This is a genomic window from Bradyrhizobium sp. AUGA SZCCT0431 (assembly GCF_018131065.1).
In the GTDB taxonomy this organism is placed as follows: Bacteria; Pseudomonadota; Alphaproteobacteria; order Rhizobiales; family Xanthobacteraceae; genus Bradyrhizobium.
Genome location: NZ_JAFCLR010000058.1, coordinates 1 through 23,572 on the forward strand (window position 1 = coordinate 1; position 23,572 = coordinate 23,572).

Annotated in this window: 25 protein-coding genes; 15 read left to right on the forward strand and 10 right to left on the reverse strand. The window is 61.9% G+C overall.

Annotation, left to right across the window (positions count from 1 at the left end):
* Nucleotides 1-392: 392 nt before the first annotated feature.
* Nucleotides 393-2,450, reverse strand: coding sequence for a DNA topoisomerase IV subunit B (gene parE, locus JQ567_RS34905; RefSeq protein ID WP_212443024.1), 2,058 nt, complete (start codon nucleotides 2,448-2,450; stop codon nucleotides 393-395).
* A gap of 288 nt (nucleotides 2,451-2,738) precedes the next feature.
* Between parE and JQ567_RS34910 the strand changes: the two genes are divergently transcribed.
* The 6 genes from JQ567_RS34910 (at nucleotide 2,739) to JQ567_RS34935 (ending at nucleotide 8,415) form a co-directional block, all read left to right on the forward strand.
* Complete coding sequence (locus JQ567_RS34910; RefSeq protein ID WP_212443025.1) at nucleotides 2,739-3,269, forward strand: DedA family protein; 531 nt, start codon at nucleotides 2,739-2,741, stop codon at nucleotides 3,267-3,269.
* Between the two features lie 218 nt (nucleotides 3,270-3,487).
* Entirely contained in the window at nucleotides 3,488-4,477 is a 990-nt protein-coding gene (locus tag JQ567_RS34915) for an MBL fold metallo-hydrolase (RefSeq protein ID WP_212443026.1), read from the forward strand.
* Nucleotides 4,478-4,759: 282 nt separating this feature from the next.
* Complete coding sequence (locus JQ567_RS34920) at nucleotides 4,760-5,446, forward strand: FMN-binding negative transcriptional regulator (RefSeq protein WP_212443027.1); 687 nt, start codon at nucleotides 4,760-4,762, stop codon at nucleotides 5,444-5,446.
* Nucleotides 5,443-6,420, forward strand: a complete 978-nt coding sequence (gene argC / locus JQ567_RS34925) for an N-acetyl-gamma-glutamyl-phosphate reductase (protein WP_212443028.1) — start codon at nucleotides 5,443-5,445, stop codon at nucleotides 6,418-6,420. Before JQ567_RS34920 ends, argC begins: the two co-directional genes overlap by 4 nt.
* Before the next feature lie 191 nt (nucleotides 6,421-6,611).
* Nucleotides 6,612-7,205, forward strand: a complete 594-nt coding sequence (locus tag JQ567_RS34930; RefSeq protein ID WP_212443029.1) for a bifunctional 2-polyprenyl-6-hydroxyphenol methylase/3-demethylubiquinol 3-O-methyltransferase UbiG — start codon at nucleotides 6,612-6,614, stop codon at nucleotides 7,203-7,205.
* A gap of 1 nt (nucleotide 7,206) precedes the next feature.
* Nucleotides 7,207-8,415, forward strand: coding sequence for an MFS transporter (locus JQ567_RS34935; RefSeq protein WP_409363653.1), 1,209 nt, complete (start codon nucleotides 7,207-7,209; stop codon nucleotides 8,413-8,415).
* 24 nt (nucleotides 8,416-8,439) lie between these two features.
* Here JQ567_RS34935 and JQ567_RS34940 read toward each other — a convergent pair whose 3' ends face one another.
* Together JQ567_RS34940 and JQ567_RS34945 are read right to left on the reverse strand one after the other, a co-directional pair.
* Nucleotides 8,440-8,838, reverse strand: a complete 399-nt coding sequence (locus tag JQ567_RS34940) for an MAPEG family protein (RefSeq protein ID WP_212443031.1) — start codon at nucleotides 8,836-8,838, stop codon at nucleotides 8,440-8,442.
* 71 nt (nucleotides 8,839-8,909) lie between these two features.
* On the reverse strand, nucleotides 8,910-10,715 hold the full coding sequence (locus JQ567_RS34945; protein WP_212443032.1) for an alpha/beta hydrolase: 1,806 nt from the start codon (nucleotides 10,713-10,715) through the stop codon (nucleotides 8,910-8,912).
* Nucleotides 10,716-11,014: 299 nt separating this feature from the next.
* On the opposite strand from JQ567_RS34945, the gene JQ567_RS34950 reads away from it, so the two are divergent.
* The 6 genes from JQ567_RS34950 to JQ567_RS34975 all read left to right on the forward strand — a co-directional run bounded on the left by JQ567_RS34950 (nucleotide 11,015) and on the right by JQ567_RS34975 (nucleotide 16,747).
* Nucleotides 11,015-11,305: a hypothetical protein gene (locus tag JQ567_RS34950; protein WP_211995010.1), complete on the forward strand. Its 291-nt coding sequence runs from the start codon at nucleotides 11,015-11,017 to the stop codon at nucleotides 11,303-11,305.
* Between the two features lie 278 nt (nucleotides 11,306-11,583).
* Nucleotides 11,584-12,804: an LL-diaminopimelate aminotransferase gene (locus tag JQ567_RS34955; RefSeq protein WP_212031307.1), complete on the forward strand. Its 1,221-nt coding sequence runs from the start codon at nucleotides 11,584-11,586 to the stop codon at nucleotides 12,802-12,804.
* A 79-nt stretch (nucleotides 12,805-12,883) separates the two neighbouring features.
* Entirely contained in the window at nucleotides 12,884-14,203 is a 1,320-nt protein-coding gene (locus JQ567_RS34960; protein WP_212443033.1) for a homoserine dehydrogenase, read from the forward strand.
* Nucleotides 14,204-14,310: 107 nt separating this feature from the next.
* A complete protein-coding gene (glpX, locus tag JQ567_RS34965; RefSeq protein ID WP_192740849.1) occupies nucleotides 14,311-15,309 on the forward strand; it encodes a class II fructose-bisphosphatase in 999 nt (332 codons plus the stop codon).
* A gap of 132 nt (nucleotides 15,310-15,441) precedes the next feature.
* Nucleotides 15,442-15,891 carry a GNAT family N-acetyltransferase gene (locus tag JQ567_RS34970; protein ID WP_212443034.1) on the forward strand — a complete coding sequence of 150 codons (450 nt, stop codon included), beginning with the start codon at nucleotides 15,442-15,444 and terminating at the stop codon, nucleotides 15,889-15,891.
* Nucleotides 15,892-16,027: 136 nt separating this feature from the next.
* The gene (locus tag JQ567_RS34975; protein ID WP_212443035.1) at nucleotides 16,028-16,747 is read left to right on the forward strand and encodes a haloacid dehalogenase type II; all 720 of its coding nucleotides are present in this window, start codon (nucleotides 16,028-16,030) and stop codon (nucleotides 16,745-16,747) included.
* A gap of 20 nt (nucleotides 16,748-16,767) precedes the next feature.
* Here JQ567_RS34975 and JQ567_RS34980 read toward each other — a convergent pair whose 3' ends face one another.
* Complete coding sequence (locus JQ567_RS34980) at nucleotides 16,768-17,850, reverse strand: methyl-accepting chemotaxis protein (protein WP_212443036.1); 1,083 nt, start codon at nucleotides 17,848-17,850, stop codon at nucleotides 16,768-16,770.
* 250 nt (nucleotides 17,851-18,100) lie between these two features.
* On the reverse strand, nucleotides 18,101-18,235 hold the full coding sequence (locus JQ567_RS38760) for a hypothetical protein (protein ID WP_283813379.1): 135 nt from the start codon (nucleotides 18,233-18,235) through the stop codon (nucleotides 18,101-18,103).
* Between the two features lie 282 nt (nucleotides 18,236-18,517).
* Here JQ567_RS38760 and JQ567_RS34985 point away from each other — a divergent pair, with 282 nt between their 5' ends.
* Nucleotides 18,518-18,943 carry a hypothetical protein gene (locus JQ567_RS34985; RefSeq protein ID WP_212443037.1) on the forward strand — a complete coding sequence of 142 codons (426 nt, stop codon included), beginning with the start codon at nucleotides 18,518-18,520 and terminating at the stop codon, nucleotides 18,941-18,943.
* A 178-nt stretch (nucleotides 18,944-19,121) separates the two neighbouring features.
* On the forward strand, nucleotides 19,122-20,186 hold the full coding sequence (locus tag JQ567_RS38965) for an HD domain-containing phosphohydrolase (protein WP_212443038.1): 1,065 nt from the start codon (nucleotides 19,122-19,124) through the stop codon (nucleotides 20,184-20,186).
* Between the two features lie 100 nt (nucleotides 20,187-20,286).
* Here JQ567_RS38965 and JQ567_RS38970 read toward each other — a convergent pair whose 3' ends face one another.
* Nucleotides 20,287-20,535: a hypothetical protein gene (locus JQ567_RS38970; RefSeq protein WP_312017513.1), complete on the reverse strand. Its 249-nt coding sequence runs from the start codon at nucleotides 20,533-20,535 to the stop codon at nucleotides 20,287-20,289.
* A 12-nt stretch (nucleotides 20,536-20,547) separates the two neighbouring features.
* Here JQ567_RS38970 and JQ567_RS34995 point away from each other — a divergent pair, with 12 nt between their 5' ends.
* Nucleotides 20,548-21,369: a DUF2336 domain-containing protein gene (locus JQ567_RS34995; protein WP_312017514.1), complete on the forward strand. Its 822-nt coding sequence runs from the start codon at nucleotides 20,548-20,550 to the stop codon at nucleotides 21,367-21,369.
* 15 nt (nucleotides 21,370-21,384) lie between these two features.
* Here JQ567_RS34995 and JQ567_RS35000 read toward each other — a convergent pair whose 3' ends face one another.
* The 4 genes from JQ567_RS35000 to JQ567_RS38765 all read right to left on the reverse strand — a co-directional run bounded on the left by JQ567_RS35000 (nucleotide 21,385) and on the right by JQ567_RS38765 (nucleotide 23,565).
* Complete coding sequence (locus JQ567_RS35000; protein ID WP_212443040.1) at nucleotides 21,385-22,260, reverse strand: ornithine carbamoyltransferase; 876 nt, start codon at nucleotides 22,258-22,260, stop codon at nucleotides 21,385-21,387.
* Between the two features lie 23 nt (nucleotides 22,261-22,283).
* On the reverse strand, nucleotides 22,284-23,027 hold the full coding sequence (locus JQ567_RS35005) for a GNAT family N-acetyltransferase (protein WP_249165928.1): 744 nt from the start codon (nucleotides 23,025-23,027) through the stop codon (nucleotides 22,284-22,286).
* 16 nt (nucleotides 23,028-23,043) lie between these two features.
* On the reverse strand, nucleotides 23,044-23,256 hold the full coding sequence (locus JQ567_RS35010; RefSeq protein WP_212443041.1) for a dodecin: 213 nt from the start codon (nucleotides 23,254-23,256) through the stop codon (nucleotides 23,044-23,046).
* A gap of 174 nt (nucleotides 23,257-23,430) precedes the next feature.
* Complete coding sequence (locus JQ567_RS38765; RefSeq protein WP_283816611.1) at nucleotides 23,431-23,565, reverse strand: hypothetical protein; 135 nt, start codon at nucleotides 23,563-23,565, stop codon at nucleotides 23,431-23,433.
* Nucleotides 23,566-23,572: the final 7 nt, after the last annotated feature.

The window sequence follows — 23,572 nt, forward strand, 5'->3', positions numbered from 1 at the left end:
CCGCTGATCCAGCAGCCGGTCCAGCTTACGGCCGGTACAACCGGCGCCGGAGCCTTGGCATAACGGGGAGCCATGTCGGCCGCGAGAGCCGGGGCAGTCAATGCTGCGAGCGCGGTCAGAGCGAGCACTATTTTCTTCATTGTCCAAACCCTCAAAATAAGCGTCGTAACCGACCGCTCAAATGGTGCGCTTGCACCGATTCCCTAAACCCAGTGTCGGGACTATACGCGGCTCTACCTAAAATGCTGTTGCGGGGAGAGCACATCCGCCCGAAAAGGAACTGCGGGAAAGAGCCTCAAAAATAGGCACAATCAGGTGTCCACGGGGTGAAACAAGCCGTAAGGCTGGCAAACCCGACAATCGCGTGCCGTCGGCCGAGATAGCCCCGAAGGTCAGACGTCCAGCAGATCCTCGCTGGCAAATTCCGCCTTGTCGGTGATGAAGGCGAATCGGGCCTCGGCCTTGGTGCCCATCAGCCGCTCGACCGAATCGGCGGTGCCTTCGCGGTCGTCGGCCAGCAAGACCACGCGCAGCAGGGTGCGCCTGGCCGGGTCCATCGTGGTTTCCTTGAGCTGCGCCGGCATCATCTCGCCGAGACCTTTGAAGCGACCGACATCGACCTTGGCATTGGCGTTGAATTCGCTCTTGAGCAGCGCGTCCTTGTGGGCGTCGTCGCGGGCGTAGACCGTCTTGGCGCCGTGGGTGAGCCGATAGAGCGGCGGCACCGCGAGATAGAGATGGCCCTCGTCGATCAGCCGCGGCGTCTGCCGGTAGAAGAAGGTGATCAGCAGCGAGGCGATATGGGCGCCGTCGACGTCGGCGTCGGTCATGATGATGATGCGGGAATAGCGCAGGTCTTCCTCGCGGTAATGCGCGAGCGTGCCGCAGCCGATCGCCTGCATCAGGTCGGACAGCTGGGCATTGGCGGTGAGCTTGTCCTTGCCGGCGGAAGCGACGTTGAGGATTTTTCCGCGCAACGGCAGCACGGCCTGGGTCTTGCGGTCGCGCGCCTGCTTGGCGCTGCCGCCGGCCGAGTCGCCCTCGACGATGAACAGCTCGGAACCTTCGGTCGCGGTGTTGGTGCAGTCGGAAAGCTTGCCGGGCAGGCGCAGCTTCTTCACCGCGGTCTTGCGCGAGGTCTCTTTCTCGGCGCGGCGGCGCAGCCGCTCGTCGGCACGCTCGACGACGAAGTCCAGCAGCTTGTTGGCCTGCAGCGGATTGCCCGACAGCCAGTGGTCGAACGGGTCCTTGATCGCCTGTTCGACGATCTTCTGGGCCTCGGCGGTGGCGAGGCGGTCCTTGGTCTGGCCCTGGAATTCCGGCTCGCGCACGAACACCGAAAGCATCACGGCCGCGCCCACCATGACGTCTTCCGAGGTGATCGGAGCGGCGCGCTTGCCCTGGCCGATGCGCTCGGCGTGATCCTTCAGGCCGCGCAGCATCGCGCTGCGCATGCCGGATTCGTGGGTGCCGCCGTCGGGCGTCGGCACGGTGTTGCAATAGGAGGAGAGGAAGCCGTCGGCGTCCGCCGTCCATGCCACCGCCCATTCGCAGGCGCCGTGGGCGCCGTTGCGCCCCGATTTGCCGGAGAAGATATCCGGGTGCACCAGCGTATCGGCATGGATCGCGGCGGCGAGATAATCCTTCAATCCGCCGGGGAAGTGGAATTCGTCCTCGGCCGGCACCTCTTCGAGACCGCGCAGCAATTCAGGATCGCAGCGCCAGCGGATCTTCACTCCACCGAACAGGTAGGCCTTCGAGCGCGCCATCTTGAACAACCGTTGCGGCTTGAAGGCCGCCTTGGCGCCGAAAATCTCGGTGTCGGGCTTGAAGCGGATGGTGGTGCCGCGGCGGTTGTTGATCTTGCCGAGTTCCTGCAGCTTGCCCTTGGGATGACCACGCTCGAAGGTCATCTTGTAGAGTTTTTGTTCGCGTGCGACCTCGACCTCGAGGAGCGAGGAGAGGGCGTTGACGACGGAAACGCCGACGCCGTGCAGGCCGCCCGAGGTCTCATAGACCTTGGAGTCGAACTTGCCGCCGGAATGCAGCGTGCACATGATGACTTCGAGCGCGGATTTCTTCGGAAATTTCGGATGCGGATCGACGGGAATGCCGCGGCCATTGTCGGTCACGGTCAAAAAGCCGTCGGCGCCGAGTCCGACCTCGATGAAGGAGGCATGGCCTGCCAGCGCCTCGTCCATGGCGTTGTCGATGACTTCGGCGAACAGATGGTGCAGCGCCTTTTCATCGGTGCCGCCGATATACATGCCGGGCCGGCGCCGGACCGGCTCCAGACCTTCGAGCACCTCGATATCGGCCGCAGTGTAGCCGGCTTCGGCGCTGTTGGACCTGGCGGCGACCTTCAGCGAGGCGCGGCCCTTTGCTTCATCGGCCCCGAACAAGTCGCTGGCGGATTTGGTTTTGTCACGTGTTTTCAATGGCTTGGACATGGTTCTTCATGTGATGCGCGCAACCTGGCGCGGCGAATCGTTCTGTCTGACTATGCCACGGATGGGCTTGAAAAGTGACGGCCGGGCCGAACGCTGCAACCGCTTGGGCCGGCCGTACCACGAGATAAGTGCCTTTGTCAGGCGCGGAACACGGGAGAGTGGTTGAATCACGCCCCGTGTCCGCCTTTGTGACTTGATGTCACGCAACGGGCTGGCGTACCTGTTCCAAGGCCATGGGCTCGTGGGTTTGATTCAATGGCCGGATTGGGGCTGGAAGGCGTTTAAGGGATGCAAGATTTTGCGCGCGCCCTGGCTGATTTCGTGCGCGATCATCAGGCCTGGGCAGCACCGATTGTGCTGCTGCTGGCGTTCGGCGAATCGCTGGCGTTCGTTTCACTGGTCGTTCCGGCCTGGGGGGCTCTGGTCGCGATCGGCGCGCTGATGGGCGTCAGCGGCATCAACTTCTGGCCGATCTGGTTTGCCGGCGGCATTGGCGCGGGGCTCGGCGACTGGGTCTCCTACTGGTTCGGCTTCAAATACAAGGAGCAGGTGGCCCAGATCTGGCCGCTGTCGCGCTATCCGGAAATCTTGCCGCGCGGCGAGGCTTTTGTAAAAAAGTGGGGCGTGCCCTCCATTTTCATCGGGCGGTTCTTTGGACCGTTGCGGGCGTCGGTGCCGCTCGCCGCCGGCATTTTCGAGATGCCGTATTGGCCATTCCAGATCGCCAATTTCGTCTCCGCGCTGGTCTGGTCGGCAGCGTTGTTGCTGTTTGGCGACGTGATCGCTCACATCATCGAATGGTTGTGGCGGTTGATGTGACGCAGACGCTGCCCGCTCCGGAATAAGCCACCGAGGCGGGGGTTAGCCCTCAAGATAGGGGAGACGCCGGGCTGCCCGCCGTCGCACCGTCGTCATCGCGTTAGCATTGAAACGCTGGTAGAAGCGGCGGCAACCAGGGCCGAGAAAACGTCAAGGACACGTCAATAAAGCGGGAAATCCCGCGAACCGCACGCATCGTCTCACTGGGAGGACATCACATGGAATTGACACGACGTCACGCACTCGCGGGAGCTGCGGCTCTCGCTGCTTCACCTCTGTTGCCCAGCATGCCGGCCAAGGCGGCCGCGCCGGTCGCCGAGAAGCAGGCGCCCAGTTTCTATCGTTACAAGGTCGGCGACGCCCAGGTGAACGTCATCTCCGACGGCATCAACAACTTCGCGCTGGGCGATACTTTCGTACTCAACGTCAAAAAGGACGAGGTCAACGCCGCGCTCGAAAAGGCGTTCATGCCGAAAGACAAGATGAGCATCCAGTTCGCGCCGCTCGTCATCAATACCGGCGGCAAGCTGGTCGTCGTCGACACCGGCAACGGCCCGGGCGCTTTCGCGTCGAGCAAGGGCAATGTCGGACAGTTCGCCAGCAACATGGTCGCCGCCGGGATCGATCCCAAAGCCGTCGACATGGTGGTGATCTCGCACTTCCACGCCGACCACATCAACGGCCTGCTGACCGCGGACAACGTGCTGGCATTCCCGAATGCCGAGGTGCTGGTGCCGGCCGCCGAGTGGAAATACTTCATGGACGACGGCGAGATGGGCAAGCAGACCTCCGACCGGATGAAGGGCGTGTTCGCCAATGCCCGCCGCGTGTTTGACGCCGGACTGAAGAAGAAGGTCACGCCTTACGAAATGGGCAAGGACGTCGCTCCCGGGCTGCAGGCGGTGGCTTCCCACGGTCACACGCCGGGCCACACCTCGTATGTCCTGTCGTCCGTTTCCGACAAGGTTTTCATCCAATCCGACGTCACCAACCTGCCGGCGCTGTTCGTCACCAATCCGGGCTGGCATCTGATGTTCGATCAGGACCCGGCGATGGCAGAAGCCACCCGCCGCAAGGTCTATGACATGCTGGTGGCCGACAAGATGCGTGTCCAGGGCTTCCATTATCCGTTCCCGGCCAATGGCTTTGTCGAGAAGGACGGTACCGGTTACCGGCTGGTTCCGGCGCCGTGGAATCCGGTGATCTGACCATCGGTCATCGTCGAAATCCGAGCAAAGGCCGCCCTTTCGGGGCGGCCTTTGTGTTCCGGCCCGGTGTTTTGGCTTGACGGTGGAACCGTGCGGCCCTATAGGCACGCCCATGATCAACGCTTCGACCAGCATCATCGCCCGCCGCCGCCGCATTGTCGCGGTACGAGCGGTTGTCTGCGTTTAAGATCATCGCCTCTGCCGCCGGATACGATCCGCGGCTCTTTCCCTTCAAGACACGCGGTTTGATCTGGCGGCTCCTACGTCAAGCAGGAGTTTGAAATGTATACGCCGCCTCCGTTCAAGCCCGACCGCGCCGCCAGCCTGGCGTTTGCGGAAGCGCGCGGCTTTGGCCTCGTCTGCGCGTGGGATGGCGCCAAGCCGGTTGCCTCGCCGCTGCCGTTCTATCTCGGCTTTGCCGATGACGGGACGCCGCGCGCGCTGTTTCATGCTGCCCGTCACAATCCGCTGGTAAAGCTCGCCGGCGGGACCTCGTCCTGGCTGCTGGCCGTGAACGGCGCGGATGCCTATGTGTCGCCCGACTGGTACGTCTCGCCCGATCAAGTGCCGACCTGGCTCTACCAGGCCGTGCACCTGATAGGCACGGTACGGGCACTGTCCGACGACGAATTGGCCGAGCAGATTGATACGCTCAGCGCCAAGTTCGAAAACAGGCTGTTGCCGAAGAAGCCATGGTTGTCGTCGAAAATGACGGCCGGGCGGCTTGACGCCATGAAGAAGGCGATCGTGGGGCTGGTGATGACGGTTGAGGAGATCGAGGGCAGCTTCAAATTGAACCAGCACAAATCCGAGACCGACTATGCAGCCATCAGCAACGCGCTGGCGTCACAGGGTGACGCGGATGCGGCCGAGATCGCAGGCTTGATGCGCGCGGCGCGCCCGCAGGCTTTTGTTACCGACACAGCAGCAACGAACGAAGCGACGACGCTTGAAAGGAACGCGCCATGACCCTGACCGATATCAAGCCGCACACGATCGGCGACACCAAGAAGCCCACCATCTTTGTCGATGGCGCGTCCGGAACGACGGGCCTTGGTATTCAGGAGCGGCTGCGCCTGCAGGGCGACGTCGCGCTGAAGAGCATTGCCGAGGACAAGCGCAAGGACGCCGGCGCCAAGCGGGCGCTGATGGAGGAGGTGGATCTCGTGATTCTCTGCCTGCCGGACGATGCGGCGAAGGAAACCGTGGCGTTGATCGACGCCATGGGCGCCAAGGGACCCAAGGTGCTCGACGCGTCGACAGCCTTTCGTGTCGCCAGCGACTGGACCTATGGTTTTCCGGAACTGACGGCTGACCAGGCCGACAAGATCAGAATGGCACGGAAGGTCTCAAACCCGGGCTGCTATCCGACCGGCGGGATCGCCCTGCTGCGCCCACTCGTGGACGCGGGACTGCTGCCAGCGGACTATCCCGTCACCATCAATGCGGTCAGCGGTTATTCCGGCGGCGGCAAGTCGATGATCGAAAGTTTCGAAGGCGGCACCGCGCCGTCCTTTGAGCTCTATGGTCTCGGCTTCGAGCACAAGCATCTGCCGGAGACGCAGCTGTACTCACGGCTCACGCGGCGGCCGATCTTCGTTCCGTCGGTCGGCAACTACCGGCAGGGCATGCTGGTGTCGGTGCCGTTGCATCTCGACGCGCTTCCGGCCAAGCCCGATGGCGCCCAACTGCATGCCGCACTCGCAAAGCGGTACGCGGGCAGCAAATATGTTTCTGTGATGCCGCTCGAATACGCGACGTCGAAGACCGGGCGCATCGAACCCGAGGCGCTGAACGAGACCAACATGCTCGAGCTGTACGTCTTCGCGAGCGAGCAATATCCGCAAGCCGTTCTCGTCGCGCGCCTCGACAACCTCGGCAAGGGCGCGTCAGGTGCCGCGGTACAGAACATGCGGCTGATGCTGGGGTTGGCCGACGCTTAGGCCCAAAGCCTTACGCTCACGTCGGCATCACGCCATCAGCGCGATGCCGGCGCTGCCACCCGTTCGGCCGTCGGGGCTTGCGAGCGCATCCCAGAACCGCAGAATCCATAGTTGCGTCCAGCGAAGGCAGGTCTACTGTTTTGCCGTAACATGCGGCTGATGCTGTGCCTCGCCGACAGCGAGAGGAATTCGTGGACGAGGCGACGCTTCAATTCTACCGCGGCCATGCCGAGGCTTACGCGGCGCGCGAGATCACCTCGCGTCGGGCAAGGCTGGAGGCGTTCCTCTCGGTGCTGCCACCTGGTGCTGCCATTCTCGAACTCGGATGTGGCGCCGGCGGCGACACCGCGGAAATGCTGGCGCGGGGCTATGACGTGTCGCCAACGGACGGATCGCCGGAAATGGCCGATGTGGCATCGCGCCGTCTCGGCCGCCCGGTCGGGACGCTGCTGTTCCACGACCTCGACGAAGTCGAAGCCTATGACGGGGTGTGGGCCAATGCGTGCCTGCTGCACGTTCCGCGCAATGAACTAGCGCAGGTGCTGTCGCTGATCTGGCGCGCGCTGAAACCCGGCGGCGCTTTCTTTGCCAGCTTCAAGACCGGTGACGCCGAAGGCCGCGACACGCTCAACCGCTACTACAATTACCCGTCGCCTGATTGGCTGCGCGAAACCTATGCCAGCGCGGGCGACTGGAATTCACTTGAAATCGAGACCGGCGAGGTCATCGGCTTCGACAACCAGTGGGCCCCGATGCTGTTTGTCGTGGCCCGGAAAAGCCTCTGATCTGATGGTCCTTCAGTCCGGCAAGACAATTTTCCGCGTCCTGATTGTTCTCGCGATTACGCAGGTCATCGGTTGGGGCACGATCGGACTGCTTGCGGTCGTGGGCGGGCAGGTCGCCGCCGATCTTCACATGGACATCTCGGCGGTGTTTGCCGGCAACTCGATCTTCTATGTCCTGATGGGTCTGTGCGCTCCTGTTCTGGCAAGGCCGTTCACGCAATTTGGTGCCCGCCGGGTGATGATCGCGGGGACCATCATCGGTGCGCCGGGCTTCGCTCTGCTCTCGCTCGCACACGGCCCGATCCAGTTTTTCGCTGCGTGGGTGATCCTCGGCACGGCCGGCAGCGCCACGCTGGCCACGGCCGCCTACATCATGCTCAACGAGATCGCCGGGCGGGATGCAAAGCGCGGCATCGGCGCCATGATGCTGGTGACCGGGCTTTCCAGCAGTGTTTTTTGGCCCACCACGTCGTTTCTGTCGGACGTTATGGGCTGGCGCGGAACCTGCATGGTCTATTCCGGGATGCTGCTGCTGTTGTGCCTTCCGCTCTATTATTTCGGATTGCCGCGTCGAACCGAACCAAAAGATGAGGCGATTTTCGCGGCGCAGCCGGCCGGCACGTCACCTATCGTGAAAAAAAGCACGTTCTTGCTGATCTTGGCTGCGCTCGCGCTCAATGCATTCGTCGCCTTCGGATTCAGCGCCGTGCTGATCGAGCTTCTGAAGGTGGAGGGCCTGTCGCCGGCCACGGCCGTTACCTTCGGCTCGATGCTGGGCGTGATTCAGGTCAGCGCCCGGGGATTGGATTTTCTTGGCGGCGGGCGGTGGGATGGGATTACGACGGGGCTGTTTGCCGGCTCAGCTATCCCTGTGGCGATGTTTCTGCTGATGATCGGCGGCGGATCGCATTGGGCGATCGGGGCCTTCATTCTGCTGTATGGCATGGGCAGCGGCGCGTTCGCGGTCGCCCGTGCGACCATACCCTTGGTGTTCTACGACCAGGCCGAATTCGCCAAGGCGACATCGCGCATTGCGCTGCCGCTCAATCTCATTTCCGCAGCTTCGCCTCCGGTTCTCGTTGGCTTGCTGACGCAGTTCGGCAGCAACGCGCTGCTTGGCCTTGCGATGGCATGTTCGTGCGGCGCTCTCCTGATCCTGCTCTGGCTCAGGAAATTGCGTCCGGCGATCGGGGCGATGGCCGCAGACTGATCGTGATGCAGAAGCTCGCGTTGATCAAAGCACCTGGAAGATCGCCAGCGCCAGCACGGCTTGCGCGAGGAAGCCGACGGTGAAGGCGAGGGTGCGGAACACCGGCAGGCCCAGCGTGTAGACGATCAGATGCGCGACGCGGGACCAGAAATACACCGCGCAGGCCATCACGGTCCATTTGGTGGAATAGTCGGCGGCGTTGAGGATCAGCACCAGGGGGGCGAAGATGATGAGGTTTTCGACCGCGTTGTCATGCGCGAACATCAGCCGGTTGGCCCATTCCGAATGCGGCTTGTCGTTGCGCGAGGGATTGGCCATGGCGCCGGAAAGGCCGCGGATCTGACAGCGGTTGATGATGTAGGGGACCCACAGCAGACCGGTCAAAATCACCGTCAGCGTCAGCCAGAACAATTCACGCGTCATTGTTTCCCCCTCAATCGATTTTCGAATCCCGATACGGGATAACAGCTTATAGCCAACCCCGCGGGCTTGCGCTACGCGCGGACGCGAACGTAGCTGCCGGGCGCATCCTCGATCGGCGGCATCGCCTCGGAGCCGACCGCGCGCGCGGGCACCATCTCGGCGTCGAGGCTCTCCAGCCATTGACGCCAGTCCGGCCACCACGATCCCTTGTGTTCGGTGGCGTTCTTGAGCCAGTCGGCCAGCGTGACGTCCTTGATGTTGTCGTTGGTCCAGTACTGATATTTTCCGGACGCCGGCGGATTGACCACGCCGGCGATGTGGCCGGATCCGGACAGCACGTATTTGACCGGCCCGCCGAAGAACTGCGAGCCATACAGCACCGAATCCGCGGGCGCGATGTGATCTTCGCGCGTCGCCAGATTATAGACCGGCACCTTCACCTTCGAGAGGTCGAGCAGCGTGTTATCAAGCACCATGCTGCCGGCGGACAGCCGGTTCTCCAGGTAACAATTGCGTAAGTAGAAGGAATGGTTGGCTGCCGGCATCCGCGTCGCGTCGGAATTCCAGTGCAGCAGGTCGAAGGAGGAGGGCGGTTGTCCCTTCAGGTAATTGCTGATGACATAGGACCAGATCAGGTCGTTCGAGCGCAGCATGTTGAAGGCCATCGCCATCTTGCTGCCTTCGAGCACGCCGGCCGCCTGCATGTCGCGCTCGAGCGCCGAGATCTGGTCCTCGTCGACGAACACAAGCAGATCGCCGGCATGGGTGAAGTCGACCTGGGCTGCAAAGAACGTCGCCGAGGTGACGCGCACGCGGCGCTTTTCGGCGAGCCACGCCAGCGTCGAGGCGAGCAGGGTGCCGCCGACGCAATAGCCCGCGGTATGAACCTTCATCTCGCCCGTGACCTTTTCGATGACGTCCATCGCGGTCAGCGGTCCCTGCCTCATGTAGTCGTCAAACGTCTTCTTGCCGAGTTCCTTGTCCGGATTGACCCAGGAGATCACGAACACGGTGATGCCCTGATCGACGCACCATTTGATGTAGGATTTTTCCGGCTTGAGATCGAGGATGTAGAACTTGTTGATCCAGGGCGGCACGATCAGCAACGGCGTGCGCAGCACGGTCTCCGTGGTGGGCGTGTACTGGATCAGCTGCATCAGCTCGTTCTGGAAGATCACCTTGCCCGGCGTCGTCGCCATGTTGACGCCGACCACGAGGTTGGAGGGATCGGACTGGCGGATGCGCAGCGTGCCGCGGCCGGCTTCGATGTCCTCGGCCAGCATCTTCATGCCGCGCACCAGATTGTCGCCGTTCGAGGCCAGCGTCTCGCGCAGCACTTCCGGATTGGTGAAGACGAAATTCGACGGCGAGATCGCATTGCTGATCTGCTGGACGTAGAATTCAGCCTTCTTGCGCGTGTGCGGATCGATGCCTTCGGCGTTCTTCACCAGTTCCTGCGCCCATTGCGTGGTGAGCAGGTAAAGCTGCATCACGAAGTCGAAGAACTTGTTGGTCTTCCACTCCGGGTCCTTGAATCGCTTGTCGCGCGGCGACGGCTCGATCACGGGCGGGGCCTCTTCGCCGGCCATGCGGCGCACCGTCGAGCCCCAGAGATCGAGATAGGCCTTGGCCATCTTGACCTGCAGATCGGACGCCCGCTCCTTGTCCGAAAGCCAGTATTCGGCGACCGTGCTGAAGGTCTTGATCACCTCAGCGATCTCATTCGGCGGTTTGTCCCTCAGCTCACCGTTTTCGCGCGGCTTCAGGTAGGCCGCGAGCGCCTGGCCGCTGCTCTCCATGGCCCTGGCGATGTTCATGGCGAAGGCTTCAGCGTTGAAGGATTTCGCAGCGTGGATTTCGGTGTTAACGTCGGTCATGTCAGGGACACTATAACTTCATTTCGAGTTCGTCACCGCGCCTGACGGCGGCGGTAGTATTGGGTTAATCCTGTTGCACTGCGATAAAATTTCTCCGTTCGGACACATTGAAGCCGCACCGTTTGAGTTACTTCCTCTGGCTTTAATCGTTTCGGGCGACAATGGTTTGAAGGGTTGCGGAAAATTTGACGCAGCTCGACGATCCAGCGCGCTGCAAGGCGCATACCAACAGCTCTTGCCAGCGCGCACTGTGCAAACGATCTAAGGCAACGGGACAGGTATTGGGGACTTCCGGACGGATGCCGGTGGATCGGATGATAAGGCTGTGGTCGATGGCCGCGCTGTTCGCAACCGCGCTCGCGGTCAGCGGCTGCTCGACATCGATCGCGGATTTGCCAGGTGTCGGCGTGCCGGGCGACGCGCCCGCGCGTCCGAAGGAAGCCGGGGGCTATCTGCCGGTCCATGACCTGCCGCCGGAGCGCGACGAGGCTGTGATCAAGCCGGCGGAGCAGGCCAAGATCGAGGCCGAACTGCGTGCCGCACGGGATCGTCAGGCGGCCGCGGCCGCTGCAAATCCTGCCGCCAAATAAGCTGTCTGTTTTGACGCGTTTTCGTGACCCGATCCGGCCGCCACCCCCGGAAGTCCGGGGCAGGCCTTCGCTTGAAATCGCTATAGTCTCTGGCGCTGCGGGGCACCCGTGCTAAAAGAGCCTTAATTCAACCGCATCACGGTCCGGCACTCAGGATCCTGCGCCTGAATTCGCTCTAAATCGTTGATTGAGCGCGAGTTTTGGACGAGGCCGAATTCGGCTTCGAAAACCGCAGATTCTACCGATTCTGTCCCGCTGGTCGTCGGAGCAAGGGTCCCATGGAAGATTTCTACCGCATCCGCCGTCTGCCGCCTTACGTGTTCGAACAGGTCAACCGGGCCAAGGCGGCCGCGCGGAACGCGGGTGCCGACATCATCGACCTCGGCATGGGCAACCCGGATTTGCCGACGCCGGCCCATGTGATCGAGAAGCTGAAGGATACGCTGGGCAAGCCGCGGACCGACCGTTATTCGGCCTCGCGCGGCATCACCGGGCTGCGCAAGGCGCAGGCCGCCTATTACGCGCGCCGGTTCGACGTGAAACTCAATCCGGAAACCCAGGTCGTAGCGACCCTGGGCTCCAAGGAAGGCTTCGCCAATGTGGCGCAGGCGATCACCGCACCCGGCGACGTCGTGCTGTGCCCCAATCCGAGCTATCCCATTCACGCCTTCGGCTTCCTGATGGCGGGCGGCGTGATCCGCTCGGTGCCGTCGGAGCCGACGCCGCAATTCTTCGAAGCGGTGGAGCGCGCGATCATCCATTCGATCCCGAAGCCGATCGCGCTGATCGTCTGCTATCCCTCCAATCCGACCGCCTATGTCGCCGACCTCGATTTCTACAAGGATCTGGTGGCGTTCGCGAAGAAGCACGAGATCTTCATCCTGTCGGATCTGGCCTATGCCGAAGTCTATTTCGACGACAAGAACCCGCCGCCCTCGGTGTTGCAGGTTCCCGGCGCGATCGACGTCACAGTCGAATTCACCTCGATGTCGAAGACGTTTTCGATGGCGGGCTGGCGCATGGGCTTTGCCGTCGGCAATGAGCGCATCATCGCCGCGCTGGCGCGGGTGAAATCCTATCTCGACTACGGCGCGTTCACGCCGGTCCAGGTCGCGGCCACCGCGGCCTTGAACGGACCGGATGATTGCATTCGCGAGATGCGCGACACCTACCGCAAGCGCCGCGACGCGCTGGTGGAAAGTTTTGGCCGCGCGGGATGGGATATTCCGCCGCCAGCCGCCTCGATGTTCGCCTGGGCGCCGCTGCCGAAGGCCTTTGAGGGCGTCGGCAGCATGCAGTTCGCCACCCTGATGGTGGAAAAATCGGGCGTGGTGGTGTCGCCGGGCGTCGCCTTCGGCGAGCACGGCGAGGGCTATGTCCGCATCGCCATGGTGGAAAACGAGCAGCGTATTCGCCAGGCCGCGCGCGGCGTACGGCGCTTCCTTGAAAGCGGCATTGAAACGTTGCACAACGTGGTTCCTCTCGCCAACCGGCGGTAGGCATGATCCCGAAAAGCGGACTTCCGGTTTTCGGAACCAGATCATGCTTGGTTAGCTCTCTTCGGCAGGTTTTTTGGTCATGGTCGCACCCCTGAAAGTGGGCATCGCGGGGCTCGGCACTGTTGGCGCCGAAGTCGTCCGCCTCATCGAAGCGCAGGCGCGGACCTTGTCGGCGCGCAGTGGACGCGGCGTGCGCGTCGTCGCCGTCACCGCGCGCTCCAAGGTGAAGAAGCGCAAGCTCGATCTGCGCGGCATCGAATGGGTCAAAAGCCCGCTTGCGCTGGCCAATCACCCCGGCATCGATTGCTTCGTCGAACTGATGGGCGGTTCCGGCGATCCGGCGCTGTCGGCGATCGAAGCCGCGCTCAAATCAGGCAAGTCGGTGGTAACCGCCAACAAGGCGCTGATCGCCAAGCACGGCGTGCGGCTGGCCAAGGCCGCCGAGAAGCATGGCGGCGCGCTGAACTACGAGGCGGCGGTGGGGGCTGCGATCCCGGTCATCAAGACCCTGCGCGAGGGGCTGGCCGGCACGTCAGTCAATCGCGTCTACGGCATCCTCAACGGCACCTGCAATTACATCCTGACCCGGATGGAGCAGGACGGCCTGTCGTTCGCCGAATGCCTGAAAGACGCGCAGCGGCTCGGCTATGCCGAGGCCAATCCGTCGTTCGACGTCGACGGCCACGACACCGCCCAAAAGCTTGCGATCCTGGCCAGCCTCGCGTTCGGCACGAAGGTTGCACAGAGCGCGGTGTACGTCGAAGGAATCTCGTCGATCGCGCCGGAAGATCTGCGCGCCGCTGAGGAACTCGGCTATCGGGTCAAATTGCTTGGGGTCGCGGTGCGGACGGCGAAAGGTATCGAACAGCGCGTGCACCCGACCATGGTGCCGAAATCCTCCTCGATTGCGCAAGTGATGGGCGTCACCAATGCCGTCACCATCGACGGCGAGGGCATTCCGCCGATCACGCTGGTCGGCCCGGGCGCCGGAGGTGCGGCCACCGCGTCCGCCGTCGTTGCCGACATCGCCGATGTGGCGCGCGGCATTCGCGCCAAGCCGTTCGGACGCCCGGTTGAGCGCCTGCGCGCGACCACAAAAGCGCCGATGGAACGCCATGAGGGCGGCTATTATATCCGCCTGATGGCGCGCGACCTCGCTGGAACCGCTGCCACCATCGCGACCCGTCTGGCGGAACAGAAGATATCGCTGGAATCGATCGTACAGCGTCATCCCGACGGCGTTGACGCCAACGGGTCAACCAAGAAAACGTCACCGGTTCCTGTTATTCTGATTACCTATGCAACGTCGGAAGATGCGGTCTATCGTGCGCTGGAAGCGGTGCAGCGCGACAAGGTGATCAGCGGCCGGCCGCAGGTGATACGGATTGAGAAGAACTAGCGCGATTCCCATGATCGCGCGTACGCGCGATCCACGGATTGTGCGCCACAAAGAAACGAACAGGCGGACCGTATGGTCCGTTGTGAAGACTCAAAGGAGTGCTTGTTATGTCGACCCATATTTCCGTTCCGCCGCAACTGTTGCTCGAGCGCATTCTCACGCTTGAAATTGTGCGGGTAACGGAACGCGCTGCGGTTTCGGCCGCGCGTTTGCGCGGCCACGGCCAGGAAAAGGCGGCCGACCAGGCTGCGGTCGACGCGATGCGGCGCGAGCTCAACAAGCTGCCAATCGAAGGCACCATCGTGATCGGCGAGGGCGAGCGCGACGAGGCGCCGATGCTGTTCATCGGCGAGAAGGTCGGCCTCAACGCCGGCCCGCAGGTCGATATCGCCGTCGATCCGCTCGAAGGCACGACGCTGTGCGCCAAGAACATGCCGGGCGCGATCGCGACCATGGCGATGGCCGATGGCGGCACGCTGCTGCACGCGCCCGACGTCTACATGCAAAAGCTCGCGGTCGGTCCCGGTTACGCCAAGGGCGTGGTCGAACTCGACGCTTCGCCCGCCGACAATGTGCGCCGGCTCGCCAAAGCAAAAGGCGTCGATCCCGCAGCGATCACCGTGCTGGTGCTCGATCGTCCGCGCCACGCCGACATCATTGCCGGCGTTCGCAGCACGGGCGCCGCGGTTCGCCTGATCACCGACGGCGACGTCGCCGGCGTGATCCATTGCGCCGACCCTGACAATACCGGCGTCGACATGTATATCGGCACCGGCGGTGCGCCCGAGGGCGTGCTGGCGGCGGCCGCGTTGCGCTGCATCGGCGGCCAGATGCAGTGCCGCCTGATCCTCGACTCCGAGGAAAAGCGCGAGCGCGCCCACAAGATGGGCGTCACCGATCCCAAGATGATTTACGGCATCGAGGACATGGCGCGGGGCGACTGCCTGTTCGCGGCGACCGGCGTTACCACCGGTTCCCTGCTGTCCGGCGTCAAGTTCCGCAAGGACGTCATCGAAACCGAAACCGTCGTGATGCGTTCGGTCACTGGTACTGTCCGCTACATCAAGGCCGAGCACCGGCAACTGGATAAGTTCCACCTCGATTAGAGCCTCGGATTAGAGTCCTGGCTCTGATTGAAATCAGAGCCAACGCTCTAATCTCCTTGATTGTTCTGACGCGTTTTCTTGACGCGAGTCGGTACCCACTTCGCTTGAAAACGCTTTGTGAGGAACATGAAAATGGCTGGAGAAATCATCATCCGGCCGATCGGCGAAGACGAACGCGCGGCGTGGAATCCGCTGTGGGACAGCTATCTTGCCTTCTACAAGACGGCGCTGACGCAGGACGTCAGCGATCTTGCCTGGTCGCGGTTTCATGATCCGGACGAGACGATGTTTGCGCTCGGCGGCTATGTCGATGGCCGGCTCGCCGGGTTCGCGCATTACCTGTTCCATCGCTCGACCTGGGCGCCGAAGCGATACTGTTATCTCGAAGATCTGTACGTCGCGGATGACGTGCGCCGCCATGGGCTGGGGCGTGCGCTGATCGAGGCGGTGTATCAAAAGGCCGAGGCGGCGGGGGCAAGCCGGGTCTATTGGCTGACGCAATCGAGCAACGCGCAGGCGCGTGCGCTCTACGACAAGGTTGCCGACAATCTCGGATTCATCCAATACCGAAAGGTGATTTAGTCTCTGTCATTCCGGGGCGATGCAAAGCATCGAACTAAGATACGCAATTGCGCATCTGAGAATCTCGAGATTTCGGGTCTGGTCCTTCGGACCATCCCGGAATGACAACAACAACAACAAAAAACAGGGAGCAAGCATGTCCGATATTTCCGCCGTCAAGGCCCTGGTGTTCGATGTGTTCGGCACCGTCGTCGACTGGCGCACCAGCCTGATCGCGGATTTTACAAAGTGGGCCGAGAAGCGCGGCATCAAGGCGGATTGGACCGCGCTCGTTGACGGCTGGCGCGCGGTCTATTCGGCCTCGATGGATGAAGTGAGAAAACATCCCGAACGCGGCTACATGATCCTCGACACGCTGCACCGGCAATCGCTGGAAAAGCTGGTCGCGCAGCTCGGGATTTCCGGGCTCGATGATGCCGATTTGCATTACCTCACCCTGGGCTGGCACCGCCTGCATCCCTGGCCCGACAGCGTCGCCGGCCTGACGCGGCTGAAGACAAAATACATCATCTCGCCGCTCTCCAACGGCAATGTTGCGCTATTGACCAACATGGCAAAGTTCGCCGGCCTGCCGTGGGACCTGATCATGTCGGCCGAACTGTTCGAGCATTACAAGCCCGATCCCGAAACCTATCTCGGCGCGGCAAAGTTGCTTTGCCTGCCGCCGGAGCAGGTGATGATGGTCGCCGCGCATAACCAGGATTTGAAAGCCGCGCAGAAGTACGGTTTGAAGACCGCCTTCGTCGCGCGCCCGACCGAATACGGCCCCCTGCAGAAATACGATTTCGAAGCCAAGGGCGACTGGGACATCGTCGCCAGGGATTTTGGCGGCATTGCCGACCGGATGGGGTGTTAGGGCACTAGCGATAGTCGGCGCTACGCCTCGCTCAGTATCACCCCGTACCAGCCAAGCCCGCGATACGTCTCGTACCCCGGCGTCGCGTGAAACGCGACCAGCGTGCCGGCGTGGTCCTGGTAGAAACCGCTGCGCCGTCCATCCAGTGAAAGCTGCACGCGCTCGGTGAGGATGCCCTGGCCGTCGGAGGCCGCGATGACGCGGAATTGCGAATCGACCAGCAGCACGCGGGCCTTGTCGGCGGCGCCGACGCGCACGCCCTGGACGATGGCGCGGGCCTGCGCTTCCCAATCGAAATGGATCGCCAGAATGCCGGTCGCGGCGGCGTTCGCCTTGCCACCGGCGCGCACGCTCGCGCAATAGGTGGCGACCTGGGCATGGCCGAGTAGGGGCTGGGATTCAACGTCGCCCGCGACATAGTCGTCGCCCGAGCGTAAAGCCCGCGCGTCGCGAAACCATTTGGTCGACGCCACGTTCTGGCCGACGACGCCATAGCGATCCGCCCGGCCGTTGGCCAGCACGTTGCCGTCGAGATCGCAGAGCCACAGATCCAGGTACACGGTGTAGGCGCCAAGAATCACCGCGAGGCGCTCCGACACATGCGCGACGGCTGCGGCATCGGGCGAGGCGGCGCAGTCGACGATGGCTGAATCGGTGGCCCACCAGCGCACGTCGCAGGTGCGCTCATAGAGGTTGCGGTCGATCAGCTCGATGGCGTTCAGCGACAGATCCACCATGCGCTCGCCGCGCGACCGGTCGCTCATCCGCGCGATCGAGTTCATCAAATTGCCAGTGCGGTTGGTGAGCTGGCTTTCCAGCTCGCGGGCAATGGTTTCGACCTGCTGGCCGACGTTGCGGACTTCCTGCGCGACCACGGCAAAACCGGCGCCCTGCGCGCCGGCGCGCGAGCTTTCGATCAGCGCGTTCAGCGCCAGCATTTTCATCTGGTTGGTGATCTTCTGGATCGATTTGGTCTTGTCGCAGGCAACCTGGTTGACCTCGGCGGTGAGCCGGGAGATCAGCGCGGAGATGTCGGATTCATCCTCGTCGGTCGCTGAATGGGCCGCGGTTTTGGCGGTCGACCTAGCAAGCGCGACGGACATCTGGAACTTCCTCTGCCTTCGCCCCCTCGATCGATCTCCTGCAGAGCGAATCGGGATTTAGGTGGGCGCACGTTCCATCCGTTGTCGCGAATCTTGCCTAATAGCGGGTTTAAATTCCGCTTTGGCTTGCGTAGTTGTACGGAGGCAGGTTGCACGTTGTTTGTGCAGGTCATTTTTTAGGCAGCGGCGGGGCGCCGCAGCCCAACGACGCCAACCCCGACGGGTGAGGTCGGGGGGCGCCGGCGCTGGCTCAGTAGGTCTTCTTCGGGACCGAGGGCGGGGAAAAGGGGTTGAAGGGCAGGGTGCCGTTGCCCAACTTGCCGCCGGTCACCGCGTCCAGTTCTTTTGCCGTCAGTTCGATCGACTTTTCGTTCGCGCGTTCCATGTTGCTTCTCCTGTTGCTGTCCCGGTGCAACATTGCATCGGTCTGATCAGGACAATGACGGATCGGCGAAGGCGGCGCTGTTCCCTGGGTGACACGCGGATTGCAACAGGAGGCAGGGCGGATTGGAGCCGACTTGTCCGACGCCGCTCGCAGAAGGCGCAATCCGCGCTGCGTGCTACTTCGACGAAAGCCCAATAGTGTCGAAGCTATCTTCCGGCGGATGTTACGGTAAACTTTCGCCGGAAAAACCCGCGCCCGCTGGGCAAGAAAGGGTGGTCAATAATGCCAGATCCCGTCGCGTTGTTCGCCACCGTCGTTCTGCTGTTTCCGATGGGTTATTTCCTGCTGGCGGCGCCGGCCTTTCTGCTGGTGTCACTCGACATCCCGCCGGTCACCCAGCTGTTGCGCGGCATGTTCAGTTCCTATTTCCTGATGGTGGCCATTGCCGGCGCCGTCGGGACCGTCGCCGTTGCCCTGACGGGCCGGCTGTTTGTCGCCCTTGCCATTGCCTTGATCGCGGCCTTCGCGGTCTGGACGCGCAGCTGGTTTCTGCAGCGGTGGGATGCGCAGCTTCGTGCCAGAGATGCCGGCGACGCCGGTGCGGTGCGCCGGCTGCGGCGGCTGCATTGGGGCGGCATGCTGTGCAATGCGGTAGAACTCGCCGTTATCTTGATCAGCATTCCCTACGTCGTCGTTACGCCGGCCTGATCAGGGCCGCAGGGCGGTTCCGCCGTTACATCACCCAACAAGGTTACGTAGAAGTCCGGAGAGAAGCCGGCTTCGCGGCAATCTCCCGTTAGGGAGGTTTGCGTACAGTTGCGCGTTATTGATTGCATTGCTCGGAATGATTGTACGCCGTTACCTTCGCTGAACCGGAAAGACCGCAGTGTCGGCTTTCACAGGTGGCACCATGCTTGTTCATTTCGTTACGGATGAACCCACGAAGATTCCAGCCATCCGCGCGATGCTGGAACCGCAATATGACGTTCAATCCCAACTGCTGGGGACCGGCAACGCGAAGATCAGCTCAGGCGGCGTATTGATGATTGACGCCGATCTGCGCAAGCCAGTTCCTGTCGAACAGATCAAGCGCGTCCTGCAGGACCTGCGTTGCGCTTCTGAAAAGCTGTTTGTCGTTCAGAACCATCTGCACCACATGGTGGCTCAGGCGTATGCACTTGGCGCGACAGCCGTGGTGTCGCGTCCAAAGGAAATCATATCGAAACTGCAGCAAATCGACGTCGCCCAGAGGGCGGCGCAGGCCGGCATTGCCGTCGCATCAACCGAGATCACCGATGGTGCGGCAGCCTTCGCATCCATGTTTTCGGCGATACGGGAAGGCAAACCGCTGACGCTTTCGAGTGCCGAGGACGCCACATCGGAGATCATCAACGGTATCGAGCAAAACGGACTTGGCGTCTGGCTTGACGACGTGCGCCGCTATCACCAGGGCACGTTCCAGCATTGTCTGCTGGTGACGGGAGTGGCGGTCGGCTTCGCCCTGAGCATCAAGTTCTCCAATGCCGACGTAAAGCGGCTCGGATTGGCCGCCACGCTGCACGATGTCGGCAAGGCACGCATTCCCCTGGCTATTCTCGACAAGCCCGGACGCCTTGACCCGGGCGAAGAAGAGATCATGAAACGCCATCCGATTATCGGATACGAACTATTGAAGGCTCTGCCGGGAATTAGCCCGGAGACCCTTGATGGCGTGAGGCACCACCACGAGTTTCTGGACGGCTCCGGTTATCCCGATGGGCTGACGGCGCCGGAGATTTCCGACCTCGTACGCTTGCTGACGATATCCGACATTTTCGCCGCGCTCATCGAGTCGCGGCCGTACCGACCGCCATTGTCCCGGCAGGATGCCTACAAGATCCTGTGCGCCATGGATGGAAAGCTGGAACGGTCGCTCGTGAAGGCGTTTCAGAACGTGGCGCTAACGGCATGATCCAGAACTGCGAAATGAGGTTTGCGCCGTTCCCTGCAATTTCGGCCCGGACGATTTATATGGAGCTAGACTAGCCATGGTTGCCGCAGCATCGCCGGATTCAATCGCGGAACTGACCGGCGCCGCAAAGGATCAGTCGGCTCAGCGGGATGCCCGAATTCTGAAGCAGGTGGCGGCCCTGTTCTTGTCCAACGTCGATCGCCTCCGTGAATCCCAGATAGCTGCGTTCGATGGCGTCCTTGTGCCCCTGATCGGGCGGATCGAGCCAGCAACGCTGGTCCATCTGAGCGAAGCCCTGTCCACGACGGATCTCGCGCCATGCGAGACCATCCGCAAGCTCGCGTTTCACGATGACCCCTTGGTGGCCGCGCCCGTTCTGCGAAACTCCAATCGTCTGTCGGAAGCGGACCTTGTTGAAATCGTCAAGACCGGCAGCCAGCAGCATTTGTTGGCAATCTCCGGCAGAAATACTCTCAGCGAAACGCTGACCGATGCGCTGATGAGGCTTGGCGACGTCAACGTCTCCAACGCACTCGCCCGAAATGCGGGAGCACGGTTCTCCGAATGCGGTTACGCGACGCTTGTCGGAAGGGCGGAGCGTGACGAAAGCCTCGCCGAAAAGCTCGGCCTCCGCCTGGACATTCCTGCGAATTTGCTGCGCGAGCTGCTGACAAAGGCGACCGACATCGTGCGGGCGCGATTTTTGACGGCACCGCGACCGGCTGTGCAGGCGCGTGGGACGAACGCCAAGCAGATCAGCGCCGCTCCGCGAAAGAAGATTGACTACACCCAGGCGCAGAGCGAGGTCCTTGCGCTCAATCGTTCCGGCAAGCTCAACGATTCAACGGTGAACCGCTTTGCGGTCAGGAGCGAGTACACCCATGTGGTGGCAGCACTCTCATTGTTGTCCGAGGTGAAGATCGAGGCAATTGAGCCGCTGATCGAACCGGAGCGGTTGTATGGACTGATCGTGGCGTGCAGAGCCAGCAGGTTAAGCTGGTCGACAATGACGATGATCATCCGCAACCGGCCCGGTTGCGCGCCGCCGACGCAACGGGAGCTCGATCAGGCTCACGAGGTATTTGACACCTTGTTGCTGTCTGTGGCGCAATGGACGGCGCGGTTCGGAGCTGATCGAATGGCGGCGAAAAAGATTGATTGTGCGGCTGCGGCGCGGCGGTAGAAATCTGCGCTGACGTCAGGAGACGTCGAATGCCCACTCCAGAACTGCATTTTGGGCGTGGAGCAGAAAGGCTTTGGCTTCAACAACGCGACATGCCCGATGCGTCATCGCGTCGGCGGACACTTCCTTGCCACGGGATACCGGAGGGCAGGGCACGAAGTCGGCCTCCGGGTGCAGCCTGTCCAGCAGAGTGGGTGTGACCTGATAATCAAGTAACGCATCGGGTTCAGCATCGGCTGCCCAGCAATCGGTGACGACAAGGTCGGCATCGACAAGTTCGTTCATATCGACGCTGGTACGAAAGCGCGGCGTGGAAGCCGCAGCATCCTGGTCGAGCCACTTGTCGGGATGGACCTGGACCACGTTGATTGGAAGGACCGCCGCAGCCTCGATCCACGATCCCAGAATGTTGGATTTCGGAGCGACAACCCCGACCTTGATCCCCTCGATGCGGCCGTGCCGGTGGAGGTGAAAGGCCAGATCGCCGAGCGTTTCGCAGGGATGGTTTTGCCGGGTGCGGGCGTTGATGACAGGTGCGCGCGCCGAATGTGCAAGGGATCGCATGACGGCCAGATCCGGCGCACGGGTTACAATTCCGTCGAACCAATTGTCGAGATAGGCGGCGAGATCAGGCAAATCCTCCCGCGTATCCCACCGCAATGGCGCATGGATGCAAATGCCGCCCATGGCCTGGATGCCGAGGTCAAAAGCCGTCGTGTTCCTCCAGCCGGAGTCGTTCACCACGAGCACGATTCGACGGCCGGCCAGGCTTTGGACCATGCGTCGCTGGCGCCAGAGCGCCGCCAGGTCCTGGGCGCGCTCGATGATCGCTATCGCGTCGGAGGCATTCAGATCGCTTATCGCCAGAAGGTCCCGAATTTTCTCGCTCATTGTTCTCTGCTTTTGGATTTCAATTACGCGCGTCCCATCCAGACCGTGCGCCCGGCGCGGGCCTCGGGGATATCAAGTTCGACAAAGCCAAGGCGATGCCAGAAGCCGATGGCGCGCACGTTTTCTTTGTTTACGCCAACATGCAGGGGGCCGATCCCGCGTCCCTGAACGCGCGGCAACAGATTCATATGAAGATGGGAAGGATAGGATTGGACGACGGCAGCCGGTATCGGCTTCGGATGGTGGATCATGAAGATGCGCCGTTGATCGTGGGACCATCCGGCCATGTGCGCCTGATCCGGCGCGGGATATTGCCGGCGCAGCTGCGGCCACCACTCCCGTTCGAGCCGTCTCTCCCAGATGGAAGTATCGGCGGCGCCGACGACGAATCCCGCCACACCGGCATCGTCCTCCGCCACGAGGCAAATATCCGGTTGCAGGCTTGCATAGGGGACGGAGTAGATGTGACCCATCAGCTTCCGGTCACGGTAGAGCGAGGATGCATCGCCGCCCGCCAAACCTGTCGCAAGCGAAATCGCATAGAGCGCATCGATGTCGCGCGGTTGAAGCGGGCGAACGTTCACCATTCGAGAAAGTGGTCCGGTTAGCTCTGCCTCTCTATAATGGCCACGTCCATCTGCCGCAAACGAAACCGACCCTGCGCGCTCGCTATTGTGTCTCCAGTTTGATTGGTAGCAAGCGTAGCCCGGATGAGCGAAGCGATATCCGGGGCTCTTGCCGTGATCCCCGCATATCGCTTTGCTCATGCGGGCTACGGACTGGCTATTGCGTCTCCAGCGTAAAGCCGATCTTGAGGGCCACCTGATAGTGAGCAATCTTGCCGTCCTTGATGTGCCCTCGGGTTTCGATGACTTCAAACCAATCCATGTTCCTGACTGTCTTGCTGGCCAGTTCGACGGCCGTGCTGATTGCATCCTCAATGCTGGTTGGGGAAGAGCCGACGATTTCAAGAATTTTGTAAACGTGATTTTTCATTTTAATCCTCCAGATCAGTTGCGGCCTGATGCATGCTTTGGCCTCGACCGTGGACGCCAAACGACGAGGGACTTCCAGACGAACTCCTGGTTGTGATTTCGCAACAATAACCAGATGCTACTGACGTGGTTCCTGATGAGGCAGGCCGCAAGAAACGCGACGCCTTCGGGATGATCAAGCGGCAGCAATTCGGTTGCGCGCAAACGCCAATTTGTTGAACGGGATCAACGTGATTTGGGCTGTCCAGATATCCTCGAAAAAATATTTCGCTTTCGCCGTCGGGCAAATCAGGGGCACATCTTTGGCCATCCCGTCC

Bases quoted from the DNA above. Each gene is read 5' to 3' on its own strand.
- parE (WP_212443024.1), bottom strand. From the start codon at position 2,450: ATGTCCAAGCCATTGAAAACACGTGACAAAACCAAATCCGCCAGCGAC.
- JQ567_RS34910 (WP_212443025.1), top strand. From the start codon at position 2,739: ATGCAAGATTTTGCGCGCGCCCTGGCTGATTTCGTGCGCGATCATCAG.
- JQ567_RS34915 (WP_212443026.1), top strand. From the start codon at position 3,488: ATGGAATTGACACGACGTCACGCACTCGCGGGAGCTGCGGCTCTCGCT.
- JQ567_RS34920 (WP_212443027.1), top strand. From the start codon at position 4,760: ATGTATACGCCGCCTCCGTTCAAGCCCGACCGCGCCGCCAGCCTGGCG.
- argC (WP_212443028.1), top strand. From the start codon at position 5,443: ATGACCCTGACCGATATCAAGCCGCACACGATCGGCGACACCAAGAAG.
- JQ567_RS34940 (WP_212443031.1), bottom strand. From the start codon at position 8,838: ATGACGCGTGAATTGTTCTGGCTGACGCTGACGGTGATTTTGACCGGT.
- JQ567_RS34945 (WP_212443032.1), bottom strand. From the start codon at position 10,715: ATGACCGACGTTAACACCGAAATCCACGCTGCGAAATCCTTCAACGCT.
- JQ567_RS34950 (WP_211995010.1), top strand. From the start codon at position 11,015: ATGCCGGTGGATCGGATGATAAGGCTGTGGTCGATGGCCGCGCTGTTC.
- JQ567_RS34955 (WP_212031307.1), top strand. From the start codon at position 11,584: ATGGAAGATTTCTACCGCATCCGCCGTCTGCCGCCTTACGTGTTCGAA.
- JQ567_RS34960 (WP_212443033.1), top strand. From the start codon at position 12,884: ATGGTCGCACCCCTGAAAGTGGGCATCGCGGGGCTCGGCACTGTTGGC.
- glpX (WP_192740849.1), top strand. From the start codon at position 14,311: ATGTCGACCCATATTTCCGTTCCGCCGCAACTGTTGCTCGAGCGCATT.
- JQ567_RS34970 (WP_212443034.1), top strand. From the start codon at position 15,442: ATGGCTGGAGAAATCATCATCCGGCCGATCGGCGAAGACGAACGCGCG.
- JQ567_RS34975 (WP_212443035.1), top strand. From the start codon at position 16,028: ATGTCCGATATTTCCGCCGTCAAGGCCCTGGTGTTCGATGTGTTCGGC.
- JQ567_RS34980 (WP_212443036.1), bottom strand. From the start codon at position 17,850: ATGTCCGTCGCGCTTGCTAGGTCGACCGCCAAAACCGCGGCCCATTCA.
- JQ567_RS38760 (WP_283813379.1), bottom strand. From the start codon at position 18,235: ATGGAACGCGCGAACGAAAAGTCGATCGAACTGACGGCAAAAGAACTG.
- JQ567_RS34985 (WP_212443037.1), top strand. From the start codon at position 18,518: ATGCCAGATCCCGTCGCGTTGTTCGCCACCGTCGTTCTGCTGTTTCCG.
- JQ567_RS35000 (WP_212443040.1), bottom strand. From the start codon at position 22,260: ATGAGCGAGAAAATTCGGGACCTTCTGGCGATAAGCGATCTGAATGCC.
- JQ567_RS35005 (WP_249165928.1), bottom strand. From the start codon at position 23,027: ATGAGCAAAGCGATATGCGGGGATCACGGCAAGAGCCCCGGATATCGC.
- JQ567_RS35010 (WP_212443041.1), bottom strand. From the start codon at position 23,256: ATGAAAAATCACGTTTACAAAATTCTTGAAATCGTCGGCTCTTCCCCA.
- JQ567_RS38765 (WP_283816611.1), bottom strand. From the start codon at position 23,565: ATGGCCAAAGATGTGCCCCTGATTTGCCCGACGGCGAAAGCGAAATAT.